The organism is Flavobacterium erigeronis, assembly GCF_054075165.1.
The window spans coordinates 277,342-291,962 of the sequence record NZ_JBSKGP010000007.1; the positions used below are offsets into that span (position 1 = coordinate 277,342).

Here is a 14,621-nt window from a genome sequence, read left to right on the forward strand (position 1 = left end):
TTTAGATTTAAAACGGCTTTGCAGTCATTTCATTTTAAATGTGACAAATGTCATTTCTCGGTGTTTCGAAAATTTGTATTTTTATTGTATCCTAAAAAATAAAATAATATGAAAAGCATCGTAGCCAAAGCATTATTCAATAGTCATTCTTATGCTGAATACAGAAAAATAGTAACCGATTTGCTGACTGAAGGAAAATCAACTGGAAATGAGCAATCGGAAAGTCTTACCAATTATTCCAAATTGAATGAAGCCCGAATGAATAGGCTCGAGAAAACAATTACTATTTCAGAAGCTATAGCAGATAAACTTCAACACTTAGATAATCATTATATCTGGCTGGTACTTTCAGAAGGCTGGTGCGGAGATGCAGCGCAGATACTTCCGATTTTAAACAAAATGGCTTTGGCTTCTAATAAAAAAATCGATTTAAGAATTGCTTTGCGCGATGAAAACGAGGATTTAATGAGCCATTATTTAACTAATGGCGGAAGAGCAATTCCGAAAGTAATTATTATTTGCAAAGAAGCGGGAATTGTGCGTGCCGATTGGGGACCAAGACCAAAAGGTGCAGCCGAATTAATGGCAAAACACAAAAGAGAGGTTGGCCCTATAGACGAAAAAATAAAGACAGATCTACAATTATGGTACTTAGCAGATAAAGGAATTTCGGTTCAAGAAGAATTGGTCGAAATTATGGAGAATATCAAATATAATAGGCTTTAAGATGTTAATGTGTTGATAAGCAGAATATTTGGTTAATAAAATTGTCTTAAACTATTTTTAATTTATAAGAAATTTTGTAACTTAGTAAAACTAATCCCACATCTATTATAACTTTCAGATTTACTCTTTTTATTGGTGTTATTTAATTTTTATCTATTAACTATTAAAAAAAAATACACTATTATGAAAAAGTTATTCGAAAGATTTTATGATTTCTTTTCTACATTTTTATTTGGAGGGAAGAATGTGCCTCACTATTAAATGAGATAAGTATGAAGTAATAATACTTATTTTAGGAGCTTGGCACATTACTTTTCAAATAAATGTAATGTGCTTTTTTATTTATTACTTAAAGCTTTCTTCAAACAAAGTAATATCGATCGCATTTTTTACATCGTAATCGCCAATTTTTGTTCGGCGCAAAACGGTTAAATGCGAACCAGAATTCATTGCTTTTCCAAAATCGTAAGCTAGAGAGCGAATGTAAGTTCCTTTAGAACAAACCACTCTAAAATCTACTTCTGGCAATGCAATTCTCGTAATTTCAAATTCGTGAATCGTAGTTTTTCTGCTTTCAATTTCGATAGATTCTCCTGCGCGTGCATGCTCGTACAAACGAACGCCATCTTTTTTTATAGCCGAAAAAATAGGCGGTTTCTGGTCGATTTCGCCCAAAAATTGTTTTACAGTTTCATGAATCAGCGCTTCATCAATATGATCTGTTGGGAAAGTCTGATCGATTTCGGTTTCTAAATCGTATGATGGAGTAGTGGCTCCAATGTAAAAAGTTCCCGTATATTCTTTTGCCTGACCTTGAAGTTCAGAGATTCTTTTGGTGAATTTTCCAGTACAGATTAATAATAAACCTGTAGCCAAAGGATCTAAAGTTCCGGCGTGGCCAATTTTGAATTTTTTTGGAAGCCCAACTTTATTGATCAAAAGGTATTTTAATTTATTGACAGCCTGAAATGAACTCCATTTTAAAGGTTTGTCAATCAATAAAACCTGGCCTTCTAAATATTCTTCGGGTGTCATTATATGATGGTAAGCGGATGAATGAAAAAGTGAATCAATAATAAAATGATTCCAGCGATAATTCGGTAATAACCAAAAACTTTAAATCCGTTTTTGGTCAAAAAACCGATAAAAGTTTTGATTGCTAAAAGGGCTACAGCAAAAGCAACAATATTTCCGATAACCAGCATGTTTACTTGGTCGTGAGAAAGTTCAAATCCAGCTTTGTAATAGTCATAACATTTTTTTGCAGTTGCGCCCAGCATAGTTGGAACAGCCAAGAAAAATGAAAATTCTGCAGCAGAAGTTCTGGTTAGCTTTTGTGCCATACCTCCAACAATACTTGCACCGCTTCGAGAAACTCCAGGAATCATAGCAAGACATTGAAATAATCCAATTTTAAAAGCTTTGGCATAAGTAATTTCGGTAGAAACTTCTGGATCGTTTGGTTTGTTAAACCATTCGTCAACTTTCAATAAAATAATACCTCCTATTAAAAGTGAGATTGCAACAGTTACAGGATTTTCTAATAAGCCATCAATAAAATCGCTTAATAATAATCCTAAAACAACTGCTGGTATAAAAGCGACTAAAAGTTTGAAATAGAAATCAAAAGTTTGAAAGAAACGTTTGAAATATAAAATTACAACCGAAAGTATCGCGCCAAGCTGAATTACAATGGTAAAAAGTTTAGTGAAATCGTCATGTGCGATTCCGAAAAAAGAAGACGCAATAATCATGTGACCTGTTGAAGAAACAGGCAAAAACTCTGTAATTCCTTCAATAATGGCAAGAACAATAGCTTGTAATGTGTTCATTTAAAATTTTAGATTTTAGATTTTAGATTTTGGATTTTAGATTGCCTTTCGCTACGCTCAAGTTTTCAATTAAAATCTCAAAACTGATTTATTTTGATTTTTTGAATATAGAATAAATCGTGATTCCAAAACCGATTAAAACAGTTGTTGGCGCTAAACGAATACGTCTAAAGCTGAAAATATCCTCATTAAAAACATTTGGATCTTTACTTCCTCCACCAGACATTAAAATAAATCCAAGTGCTATAACCGCAATTCCGATTAATAAGATTTTATAATTAATGCTGTCAAAAAGAAATTCTTGTTTTGGCTGCTGTTCTGCGTTATTGTTGTTTTTCATTTTTATATATTTTGTAAACCCTGAAGCGTAGCCGAAGGGCATTTTTTTAATTGTAACCCTGAGCGGAGTCGAAGGGCAATCTAAAATCTAAAATCAGAAATCTAAAATTAATAAAGATCGTCAGTTCTTAAATTCAAGAAACGTTGTGTTGCAAAATGCGTACTTACCCAAGTAATTAAAACTCCTAATCCGAAAACGCCAACCAGAACTAAACCAGTTAAAGCTTTGTCTTCTAGAATTCCTAAACCTGGGAAATTAGTGTCTACATAAATTAAAAGTGCGATTAAAGCAATAATAGCAAGACCTGCGCCCAGCATTCCAAGTTTTACACTTCGCATTACAAACGGTTTACGGATAAAAGCTTTTGTAGCTCCAACCATCTGCATGGTTTTAATAATAAAACGGTTAGAATGTATAGACAAACGAAGCGAACTGTTGATTAATAAAACGGCGATTACAGTCAAGAAACCGCTGATAATCAAAATCCACATACTTACTTTTCTGATGTTGTCATTAACAAGATTGACCAATTGCTTGTCGTAAACAATATCAGAAATCATAGTATTTTGACGAAGACGGCTTTCGATTTTGGCGATGCTGTCTCTCTCTACATAATCTGCTTTTAAGTGAATGTCGTATGAATTCAATAATGGGTTTTCTCCCAAAAAGGTTAAGAAATCTTCTCCAATAATGTCAGTGTGTTCTTTTGCTGCTTTTTCTTTGGTTACATAAACAAAAGATTTCGCAAAAGGCGCTCTTTTCAATTCGGTATTAAAAGCTTTGATAATACTGTCGTTTGCTTCATTTTTGAAGAAAACGGTCATGGCGATTTTTTCTTTAAAATCGTCAGCCAGCTGTTTAGAATTAATAATGAATAATCCCAGTACTCCCAAAAGGAATAAAACCAAGAATACACTTAATACTACCGAAAAATAAGAGGAAATTAACCTGCGCTTTTGAAATTTATCAAAGTTAGAACTCATAGTCTGCTTAAATTATGTGGTAAAAATAGTAAACAATTTTTTTATTTAGGTTAATAACGTTCAAAGTTTTGACTTTATTAGCATAAATATACAATAACAGATTGAGATTTTTTTCTGCTTAAGTTTTTTTTAACCGCAAAGGGCGGAAAGATTTTGTTCTAAGTCTTAAGAAAAAATCTCGCAAAGACGCAAAGACGCAAAGTTTGATTAATCTTTGCGTCTTTGCGACGTTGCGAGCAAATTTTATGTTCTTTTCAAAACATAGCCCGCGGTTTCAACCGTGGGTACGCAACGAATTCACAATACGTTTCCCACGGTTGAAACCGTGGGCTATGTTCAAATCTTTGTCTCTCTGTCTCTTTGTCTCTTTGTCACTTTTCGTCTTTATCGAACTTTAAAAACTTCAATACTTTTTAGCCAATAAACATGTCTTGGCCCAGTGCTGATGTCATTTTTAGAAATCAAAATCATGTCTCCATTTTTAACTGGTTTTCCATTTTCTTCAAAAAGAACAAAAACATTTTCTCCGGTCGGATTATTAAAAAGTTCTGCCCACGAAAATGTTGCTTTATAATCGTCTGAAGCTCTTGCTACGATATAGAAGTTTCGGTCTTTATGATCGGTTTGTTTGATTTTGGCTTTTTCTAAAATGTCTTTTAAGAGAACACCTTTACAAACTTTAACTTCCCTTTTAAGAACACCATTTTTTCCAGTTATCTTAAGATTATCAATCGTCACGACTTTCATTTTCTGAAGAGAATCGACACTTAATTGCAGCGGAAATTCAACTTCGCCTTTTACATCAATTTGATGATTGACCAATTTCAAACTGTCCTCTGCCGAAAGTGCGTGATGATGATTTTCTTTTGAATTTTCTATAATAGCTTTTTCTTCTTTTTTAGAAGAATTGCACATCGTGAAAGTTAGAATGATAAACGGAATTAAAACGAAGATTTTTGTTTTCATAAATTATGATTTTTAAAGTTTTTTGGTTTCCCAAACTAATGATAGATAATATAATCCGCCAATTGATGGCCCGCCGAGAATTGAAGTATAAGGCTTGTTAAGGATATTGGTTCCGCCTAATTTTGCTGAAATACCTTTTTTGAAACTGTAATTTAGCTGAGCGTCCATTGACCAATACGCAGGAACCGTTCCGCTGACTAAAAAAGAAACGTAATCAAAGTTATTTTGGTAACGAGCCGTAACACTTGCGCCCAGATTTTTCCAGATATTTTGAGCAATCAAAGTTCCGTTTGCATTAAATTCAGGTGTATTGAAACCGTCTTCCAATCCGTCTTTGTCATCTGTTCGGTCCAATTTTGTGTAAGTCAGATTCGTCAATGCAGTAAAAGTTTCATCAATACGATATCTCAAACCTAAGCTTCCTCCGTAATTGTAAATTTTACTTTTCGAATTCGTCCATAAACGATAACGGTTTTGAGAGTTTTTGGAATATAAAGCTGTCGGAATCAAGTTTGGATCGCTCGTGTTTGGAATACTGGCCTCGACTTGCGCGATGAAATTTTTATACGAATTGTAATAGAAATCAGCATCAATAAAAAGACTTTGGTTCAAAGCAATTCCTCTAAAACCAATTTCGAAAGATTTGACAAACTCGGGTTGCAGATAAGTGTATGGATTTTTCTGAATCGTATTTTTGTTTTTTTCGATGGCCTGCGCCTGAGTCAAACCAAGCGTATTAACGTCGCTGTTTACTTGTGCCTGAAATTTATCAATCGAAGCTTTTGTATAAGAGTTTTCAAAAATACCATCAGACATAATTCTCAAACCTCCAACGCGTTTTACACCGCCTGAATTTACATTAGAAAATCCTTCAAAAATACTCGGAAAACGATAGCCATTCTGATAAGATGCTCTAAAGCTCAGACTTTGCTTTGGCGAATAAACAGCTGTAAATTGCGGCGTAAATTTCGCATCAAAATAATCGGCTTTGTCCATTCTTAAAGTGACTCCCAAACGTAGTTTACTTTCGAATAAATCTTTAGTTAGCTGGGTAAAACCTCCGAATTTCTGATACGTTAAATTTCCGCCGTCATTTTTTGGATTGATAAAATAATTTCCGTCTGGTACAATAATGTAATTTCTATAATCTAAACCGCTCAGCAATTTAGCATCGATTTTTTCGAAGAAATTAGAAAAAGCTTTGTCCCAATTAAACAAACCTTCGCCATGAACCAAAGTCGATTTCACGCGTAAAGCGGCACCAATATCCCAATTATTAATATCGATTAATTCGTTTTTCTTTGCTTCATAAGCTTCCGTTCCAGGTTCAAAACGGCCTTGATCAGAAGCTGTTCTGGCAATATGATGCGCATCGGCAACAGCCGAACCATTATTGATAGCATTGTTGTAAGCCGTTGTGTAATCCTTAAACCATTGATCGTCTGACTTAAAAGCGCGATCCATATTTTCGGCAAGTGAACGTAAATTGAATGAGTTTCCCGTATTTTCAGTTGTAGCATAAGCTTTTACTTGAAAAACAGGAGTATGATAATCAGCCGCAAATTGATTTAAAGTATAATTGTCTAATGTAAATCGGTTCGAACGCTGGTAAATAGTATTAATCAAAGCCGTTTTATAGGTTAAAGCGAGTTCGTGATCTTTTTTTGGACGAAAAAATAATCCGAAATCAGCTTTGTAATTGTTGATATTGTAGTCTGAAATATCCGTTTCGCGATAACCTGTTCTGGCAACGACATAATTTTTTCCATTCAGATTTAAGGTTTTTCGGTTTGCCGATTCATTTCCGTAGCCGTTCACTTCGTCATAAGCGGGATTATCGGCTCCGAATAAATTGGTTGAAGCATTGGCGTTCGGAGCCAAATCAGTTCTATCATCAGCAACCCAATCTGTTCCGCCAGTTGTAGACGCATTTATTTTGAAAGCCCATTTTTCGTTAAAAGCTTTTGCCAATCTCAAATTAAACTGTGAATATACTTTCGGTGAAAACCGATCCACATTTCCAACATGATTCACGCCTGTTAATTGCTGAATGCTGATTCCCTGATATTCAAAAGGATTTTTAGTCTGAATATTTGCCAGACCATTTATGGCGTTCATTCCGTACAAAGCTGCGGCAGTTCCCGGGATAATTTCTATTTTATCAATATCTAAATCATTTGCGCCCAAAGCGTTTGCAATTGGCGCACCCAAATGCGGCGCCTGATTGTCGATTCCGTCAACCAATTGTGCAAAACGAACATTAGTTGAATTTGCAAAACCTCTTGTGTTGATCACTTTAAAACCTAAACTCGGCGTAATAATTTGCACGCCTTTTACATTTTCTAAAGCTTCATAAATACTTGACGAACCCATCTTTTTGGCTTCCGCCGATTTTAACTGTTCAATGGTGGTGGGAGAGTGCATCAATTTTTCTGAACGGCGCGACGCTGTAATTACAATTTCATTCAGTTCTTCCTTAATAGTGTCTTGCGTTTTTTTGTTTTCCGTTTGAGAAAAGCTTTTTAGGCTTATAAAAAGAAATAATAAATAGAGTTTTTGGTTCATGGTTTTGGTTTTTCAGTATGTTTTAAAAAGAATACTGCTATTTAAAAATGTTTTGGTTGGTTGGGTTTTGAAATCAATTCAGTATGTTTTAAAATGAATACTGATTTTCAAGACAAAAAAAATGCTTTTTAAATTTATAAAATAGGATTAAAATCATAAGTGCGACTTTAAAAATTAAAGCCGATTAGTTGTCAATTAAAATTTCAAGTTCTGCGTTTCTTTCAATGCAAAATCTTTTATTCGTCTTTCTACTTCATAAAATACTTCAATCGCACGTTCGCCTGCTTCGGTCAACTTTGCGCCACCACCGCCTTTTCCGCCTAGAAGTTTTTCGACCAAAGGAGATTCTGCACGCTGATTCATTTCTTCAACCAATTGCCACGCCTGACGGTAAGCCATTTTCATTTCTTTTGCGGCATTGGTAATCGATCCCGTTTTTCGGATATTTTCCAAAAGCCAGATTTTTCCAATTCCAAGAAACGCACCTTCAGCTTCTTCAATCCAAACACGGACTTCAACATTATATTTCTTATTTTCTGACATTTATTTCCGAATAAATAAGTACTAGAGTCTTGCAATAATACGTATTTTTACTTAATTATGAATACGTAATTTGTTATTTTATTTGTTTGTCAATGAAATAGCTTTGGAACAAACAACAATAAATGTAAATTTGCGGATTAAATTAAGCGGCAAAGTGGAGAAACTCAGAACCTTTGCCTCTTAGAACCTTAGTATCTTTAAAAAAATGAAATACAATCCAAACGAAATAGAAGCCAAATGGCAGAAATATTGGGCAGAAAATCAAACTTTTGCAGCAAAAAAGAACTCTGAAAAACCGAAGCATTATGTTCTCGATATGTTTCCTTATCCATCAGGAGCAGGATTACACGTGGGGCATCCGCTGGGGTATATTGCATCAGATGTGTATTCGCGTTTCAAAAGACATCAAGGTTTCAATGTTTTGCACCCAATGGGTTACGACAGTTTCGGATTGCCAGCTGAGCAATATGCGATTCAGACAGGACAGCGTCCAGAAGATACAACTCGTGTAAATATTGACGGTGGAGTTGACAAAGAAGGAAAACAAATTGCGGGTTACAGAAAGCAATTAGATAAAATCGGATTCTCATTTGACTGGGCGCGTGAAGTTCGTACGTCAAATCCAGATTATTACAAACATACACAATGGATTTTTATCCAGCTTTTCAATTCTTGGTATTGCAGAAAACAAGGACAGGCTTTTGATATTTCAGAGTTGGTTACTGTTTTTGAAGAATCAGGAAATGCTTTGGTTGAAGCCGTTTGCGATGACAACGTAGCGATTTTTACTGCTGATGAATGGAACTCGTATTCTGAAGAGCAAAAAGAAAAAATCTTGTTGCAATACAGATTAACTTATTTGGCAGAAACTGAAGTAAACTGGTGTCCAGGCTTAGGAACTGTTTTGGCAAACGACGAAATTGTGAACGGAGTTTCGGAGCGTGGTGGGTTTCCTGTTATAAGAAAAAAAATGACACAATGGAGTATGCGAATTTCTGCTTATGCCGAGCGCTTACTTGAAGGTTTAAATGATATTGATTGGAGTGAGTCTATTAAAGAATCTCAAAGAAACTGGATTGGGAAATCGGTAGGAGCGATGGTTACTTTTAAAGTGAAAAATCACGATGAAGTAATTGATGTTTTTACCACTCGTCCAGATACAATCTTCGGAGTTACTTTTATGACTTTGGCGCCAGAACATGATTTGGTTGCTAAAATTACAACTCCAGAACAAAAAGCAGCTGTTGAAGCCTATATCGAAAAAACGTCTAAACGTTCAGAGCGTGAGCGTATGGCCGATGTAAAAACTATTTCTGGTGTTTTCACAGGAGCTTATGCGGAACATCCTTTTACAAAAGAACCAATTCCGGTTTGGATTGGAGATTACGTTTTAGCAGGTTATGGAACGGGCGCAGTTATGGCGGTTCCTTGCGGAGACGAAAGAGATTATGCTTTTGCTAATTTCTTTAAAGGGCAAAACGGAATGCAGGAAATCAAAAATATCTTCGCAAATGTTGATATTTCTGAAGCAGCTTACGGATCTAAAGATAACGTAGAAATCGCAAATTCTGATTTCTTAAACGGATTAAATTATAAAGAAGGAACTAAAAAAGCCATCGAAAAATTAGAAGAAATAGGTCAGGGAACTGGAAAAACCAATTATAGATTGCGTGATGCGGTTTTTTCTCGTCAGCGTTATTGGGGTGAGCCGTTTCCAGTTTATTATGTAAACGGATTGCCAAAAATGATTGACGGACAGCATTTACCAATTATTTTACCAGAAGTAGAGAAATACTTGCCAACTGAAGACGGTTTACCGCCTTTAGGAAATGCAGCGGTTTGGGCTTGGGACACAAAACAAAACAAAGTTGTTGATACCAATTTGGTTGACAACGTTTCGATTTTTCCTCTTGAATTAAATACGATGCCAGGCTGGGCGGGAAGTTCATGGTATTGGATGCGTTATATGGATGCACACAATGAAAATGAATTTGCGTCTAAAGAAGCTTTGAAATACTGGGAAAATGTAGATTTATACATTGGTGGAAGCGAGCACGCTACAGGTCACTTATTGTATTCTCGTTTCTGGAACAAATTCTTAAAAGACAGAGGTTATGCTCCAACAGAAGAACCATTCAAAAAACTGATTAATCAGGGAATGATTTTGGGTACGACAGCTTATGTTTACAGATTGGAAGGAACAAATACTTTTGTATCTAAAAACAAAATCGGAGATCAAAATGTACAGCCAATTCGTGTGGATGTTAAGTTTGTGAATTCTTCAGATGAATTGGATATTGAAAAGTTCAAAAAGTGGAGAGAAGATTTTAATACAGCTGAGTTTATTTTAGATGATAACGGAAAATATATCGTTGGACGTGAAGTAGAAAAAATGTCGAAATCATACTATAATGTAGTAACTCCAGACGATATTTGCGCAGAATACGGAGCAGATACATTACGTTTGTACGAAATGTTTTTAGGTCCGTTGGAACAGGCAAAACCTTGGAATACGGCTGGTATTTCGGGAGTTTTCGGTTTCCTTAAAAAATTATGGAGATTGTATTTCGATGATAATGGTTTAATTGTAAACAACGACGAACCAACTAAAGACAATTTGAAATCATTGCATAAAACCATCAAAAAAGTAGCTGATGATATTGAGAATTTCTCTTTCAATACTTCGGTTTCTCAGTTTATGATTTGTGTGAATGAATTGTCTTCTCAAAACTGTCATTCAAGAGCGATTTTAGAGCCGTTAGCGATTTTGGTTTCTCCTTACGCTCCTCATATTGCAGAGGAATTATGGGCACAATTAGGAAGCACAACTTCTATTTCTGAAGTTGCTTTCCCAATTTTTGAAGAGAAACATTTGGTTGAAACCAATAAAGAATATCCAGTTTCTTTCAACGGAAAAATGCGTTTCACAATCGAATTGCCTTTGGATTTAACAAAAGAACAAATCGAAGAAATCGTTATGAAAGACGAAAGAACTCAAAAACAATTGGACGGTAGAACTCCAAATAAAGTGATTATCGTTCCTGGAAAAATTATTAACCTTGTAGGTTAATAATTTAAAATTCCAAAATATTAAAATTCCAAATTCCAATTCTTGTTGGGGTTTGGGATTTTTTTTTGTGTAATTTTTTCCGCCACGAATTCACGAATTTTTTTGCAATTAATTCGTGAATTCGTGGCGGAAAATTATCCGAATCAGTTTGGAATTAAGTCTAGTTTGTCAGTCTGAGCGAAGTCGAAGACCACGCGAGCAACTCTAATAAGATTGGTTTTTTTTGCCACAGATTAAAAAGATTTCCACTGATTTTTTTGTTTCACGCAGATTTTAAATGATTTAAGCAGATCTAGAGATTTCAATAAATAAAAAATCATATTAAATCTGCTCTAATCTGTAGAATCTGCGTGAAAAAAAATCGTTTCGACTTTCCTTTGTCGAGCTTCTTACGTGGTCTTCGACTCCGCTCAGACTGACAAAAAATGAGAAAAAAACTTTGCGTCTTCGCGCCTTCGTGGCAAAAAGAACTTGCGTACTTTGCGAAAAACCTTTGCGTTCCTTGCGGTTAAACCCCGCTCCAATATTGGAATTTGGAATTTAATAATTGAAATTTTAAAAAGTTTTGTAACATTTTAATAGTTCTCGTATCCAAAGCATGGATCCGATTATTTATAAACTTAAAAACTATTAAAATGAAAAAGTATATCATATTAGTTATCGCATTCTTATTTTCAGCATTATGTTTAAATGTTTTTGGACAGACAAAATCATATCCGTTTGAAGTGGTTAAAACGGGAAACGGAAAAAAATCAATAATCTTCATTCCTGGATTTGCCTCTTCTGGAGAAGTTTGGAATGAAACTAAAACCGCATTCGAGAAAAATTTTACGTGTTATACATTAACAATGGCGGGTTTCGCAGGAGTAAAACCGCAACCGAATCTTTCTTTTGAAAATTGGAAAAACGGAATTGCTAATTATATCAAAGACAATAAAATTGAAAAACCAATTGTAATCGGTCACAGTATGGGTGGCGGACTGGCACTGGCCATTGCGGCAGATTATCCAGAATTGGTTGGGAAAATTGTTGTGGTAGATGCGCTTCCTTGTCTGGCGGCTTTGAGTGATCCTTCATTTCAATCAAAAGAAAATAATGATTGTTCGGCAACGGTAAATCAGATGACTGCTCTAAATGAAAAGCAGTTTTACGATTTGCAAAAACAAACAATGCCAAGACTTTTGGCAGATCAATCAAAACTAGAAATGGTTGTAGATTGGAGTGTAAAATCAGATCGAACTACTTTTGGACAAATGTATTGTGATTTTTATAATACCGATTTAAGAGCTAAGATCGCAGAGATAAAATGTCCTTCGCTAATTTTATTAGAGTCTTATTTTATAAATTTAAAACCTGCAATCGACGATCAATATAAAAATTTGAAAACAGCCGATTTTAAATACGCTAATAAAGGCCTGCATTTTATTATGTATGACGATACCGCTTGGTATTTGGAGCAGTTAAATAATTTTATAAAAGCTTAAAATGGAATTCGAAGAAATATATAAAACCTATTGGGATCGAATTTTCAGGCTTTGCATGGGTTTTGTCAACGATCACGATGCCGCGCAGGATCTAACTCAGGAAACTTTTATCATTGTCTGGCAGAAACTGGAAACGTTTAGAAACGAATCGGCTATTGGGACTTGGATTTTTAGAATTGCTTCTAATAATTGTTTAAGGCAGATCGAAAAGCAAAAGCGTTTTCCAAAATCAGAGCTTCCGGTTCATCTTTCAGAAGAAAAACAACAATCAATAGAACCTCAGATTCAATTTTTGTATAAATGTATTGCTGAGCTTCCAGAAACCGACCGTATCATTATTTCATTAGAATTAGAAGAAATAAAACAAGCAGAAATTGCAGCAATCGTCGGGCTTTCAGAAGCAAATGTTAGAGTGAAAATTCACAGAATAAAAGAAAAACTGACTCAAAAATTTAAAGAAAATGGACAACGATAATACTATAGATTTTAAAGATTTATGGAAAAAACAAACCGTAAGTCAGCCCGATATGAAAGATTTGTTGGCCCGATTAAGTAAGTTTAAAAAAACGGCTTTACGCTGTTTGTGGTTGACCAATATTACGCTCTTTGCAACAAGTGCTTTTATTGCTTTTATCTGGATATATTATCAGCCACAATTTATTTCGACCAAAATAGGAATTGTGATTACCATTCTGGCTATGGTAGTTTATGTGTTTGTTTATAATAAATTATTGAACGATTACAGAAACATTGATTCTACACAAACCAATCAGGAATATCTTCAAAAACTGATTTTGATAAAAAAGAAACAGCAGTTTCTGCAAACTAAAATGATGAGCTTTTACTTTCTGTTTCTCACAATCGGAATTTGTTTGTATATGTACGAATACGCCAGCAGAATGAGTATTTTAGCCGCGAGTTTAACTTATGGAATCACTTTGTTCTGGATGCTCTTCAATTGGTTTTACCTTCGTCCAAAACAAATTAAAAAACAGCAGGATAAAATAAATAGTTTGATTGGGAAATTTGAAGAGGTTAATCGTCAATTAGAATTGTAAAAAAAAACATCTCAAATGTGCTTTGAGATGTTTAAATTTTTTGTTCTTAGAATTTTTATTTTTTAACAAAATTACTGTCATATTGAAAATCGCATATTAATATACCCGCTATATTTTCGCCTAGAGGAGCAAATGCCCCTTTAACATATCCTCCTTCAGGTTGGTAAGCAGTCCATTTTTGACCTCCTACATTACGAAGTGAACTTCCAGAACCTGCAGGGTATGACATAGTGATAGCGAAATCTGCAAGAGGATTGTTTCCTGATTGCGAAAATCCTGCGTACGATGATGCATTTGTACTGAATAAAGAAGGACATAATGTTAAAAAACCTGTTGCAGGATCCTTGTATAAAGCTTGGAATTCAGCATAATATCTAAAGAAAGTTCTTCCAAAATCATCTTCATGCGTCTGTCTTCCAGCACTATATAATATTATATATTTCATATCAGGAGCAGAGGCTGCGATTCCCTGCTTCCCGGATTCAGTAATAAATTTATTAGTTGTACTATGTGAATTAGTAAAATCATGATAAATTCCATTGATAATAACATTTCCTTTTACATTTATAACTTCTCCATTTCTATTTTCGAATATAGTTTCTACTTGATTATAATTGTTTCTTTTTAGAAATTTTTCATATTTATGAAACAATTTATTAGCCTTGTCAGCATTTAATATTTGTAATGAATTAATTTCATCAGCGATGCTTTGTATACTTGTAAAGTCTAAATTTTTTCTTAAGTTATTAATGTCAATTAATCTATCTGAATGATAATTTTTTAAAACCTCACTTATAGAGTTGTCTGAAAGTGGTGTTTTTGAAGTAGAATTTTTCGAAATATATTTTTGTGCTGTCTGGCTATCCATTTCGGCTTTTATAGCAGAAATCTCATCAATCTTTTCGTCCATTTTTTCAATAGAAGAAAAAGCTAGAACTTCAGTTTTTGCAAGTGCGTTTTCTGATGGTGTTTCGTCTTTAGAGCACGAAGTAATCATCAAGGATAAAATAGCGAATAAGTAAATTTTTTTCATTTTTTTAATTGATTTTAATTA

At 34.4% G+C, this 14,621-nt stretch carries 13 protein-coding genes; 5 read left to right on the forward strand and 8 right to left on the reverse strand.

Features of this window, described 5'->3' with window-relative positions:
• Positions 1-108 precede the first annotated feature (108 nt).
• Positions 109-726 carry a thioredoxin family protein gene (locus tag ACWA1F_RS15470; RefSeq protein ID WP_306153315.1) on the forward strand — a complete coding sequence of 206 codons (618 nt, stop codon included), beginning with the start codon at positions 109-111 and terminating at the stop codon, positions 724-726.
• A gap of 345 nt (positions 727-1,071) precedes the next feature.
• Here ACWA1F_RS15470 and truB read toward each other — a convergent pair whose 3' ends face one another.
• From truB to ACWA1F_RS15505, 7 genes are all read right to left on the reverse strand, one after another.
• The gene (gene truB, locus ACWA1F_RS15475; protein ID WP_456894809.1) at positions 1,072-1,761 is read right to left on the reverse strand and encodes a tRNA pseudouridine(55) synthase TruB; all 690 of its coding nucleotides are present in this window, start codon (positions 1,759-1,761) and stop codon (positions 1,072-1,074) included.
• A complete protein-coding gene (locus tag ACWA1F_RS15480) occupies positions 1,761-2,558 on the reverse strand; it encodes an undecaprenyl-diphosphate phosphatase (protein ID WP_456894811.1) in 798 nt (265 codons plus the stop codon). Before ACWA1F_RS15480 ends, truB begins: the two co-directional genes overlap by 1 nt.
• Positions 2,559-2,646: 88 nt before the next feature.
• Positions 2,647-2,898, reverse strand: a complete 252-nt coding sequence (locus ACWA1F_RS15485) for a DUF3098 domain-containing protein (protein WP_456894813.1) — start codon at positions 2,896-2,898, stop codon at positions 2,647-2,649.
• 107 nt (positions 2,899-3,005) lie between these two features.
• Complete coding sequence (locus ACWA1F_RS15490; protein WP_456894815.1) at positions 3,006-3,881, reverse strand: cell division protein FtsX; 876 nt, start codon at positions 3,879-3,881, stop codon at positions 3,006-3,008.
• Between the two features lie 384 nt (positions 3,882-4,265).
• On the reverse strand, positions 4,266-4,847 hold the full coding sequence (locus ACWA1F_RS15495; RefSeq protein ID WP_456894817.1) for a molybdopterin-dependent oxidoreductase: 582 nt from the start codon (positions 4,845-4,847) through the stop codon (positions 4,266-4,268).
• 12 nt (positions 4,848-4,859) lie between these two features.
• Complete coding sequence (locus tag ACWA1F_RS15500) at positions 4,860-7,412, reverse strand: TonB-dependent receptor (RefSeq protein ID WP_456894819.1); 2,553 nt, start codon at positions 7,410-7,412, stop codon at positions 4,860-4,862.
• A gap of 195 nt (positions 7,413-7,607) precedes the next feature.
• Positions 7,608-7,955, reverse strand: coding sequence for a winged helix-turn-helix domain-containing protein (locus ACWA1F_RS15505; RefSeq protein ID WP_456894821.1), 348 nt, complete (start codon positions 7,953-7,955; stop codon positions 7,608-7,610).
• Positions 7,956-8,160: 205 nt separating this feature from the next.
• On the opposite strand from ACWA1F_RS15505, the gene leuS reads away from it, so the two are divergent.
• From leuS to ACWA1F_RS15525, 4 genes are all read left to right on the forward strand, one after another.
• On the forward strand, positions 8,161-11,025 hold the full coding sequence (gene leuS / locus ACWA1F_RS15510) for a leucine--tRNA ligase (protein ID WP_456894823.1): 2,865 nt from the start codon (positions 8,161-8,163) through the stop codon (positions 11,023-11,025).
• Between the two features lie 635 nt (positions 11,026-11,660).
• Entirely contained in the window at positions 11,661-12,509 is an 849-nt protein-coding gene (locus tag ACWA1F_RS15515; RefSeq protein WP_456894825.1) for an alpha/beta fold hydrolase, read from the forward strand.
• Between the two features lies 1 nt (position 12,510).
• Complete coding sequence (locus tag ACWA1F_RS15520; protein ID WP_456894827.1) at positions 12,511-12,984, forward strand: RNA polymerase sigma factor; 474 nt, start codon at positions 12,511-12,513, stop codon at positions 12,982-12,984.
• Positions 12,971-13,567, forward strand: a complete 597-nt coding sequence (locus tag ACWA1F_RS15525) for a hypothetical protein (RefSeq protein ID WP_456894829.1) — start codon at positions 12,971-12,973, stop codon at positions 13,565-13,567. Before ACWA1F_RS15520 ends, ACWA1F_RS15525 begins: the two co-directional genes overlap by 14 nt.
• 55 nt (positions 13,568-13,622) lie before the next feature.
• Here ACWA1F_RS15525 and ACWA1F_RS15530 read toward each other — a convergent pair whose 3' ends face one another.
• Positions 13,623-14,600, reverse strand: coding sequence for a hypothetical protein (locus ACWA1F_RS15530; protein ID WP_456894831.1), 978 nt, complete (start codon positions 14,598-14,600; stop codon positions 13,623-13,625).
• Positions 14,601-14,621 lie beyond the last annotated feature (21 nt).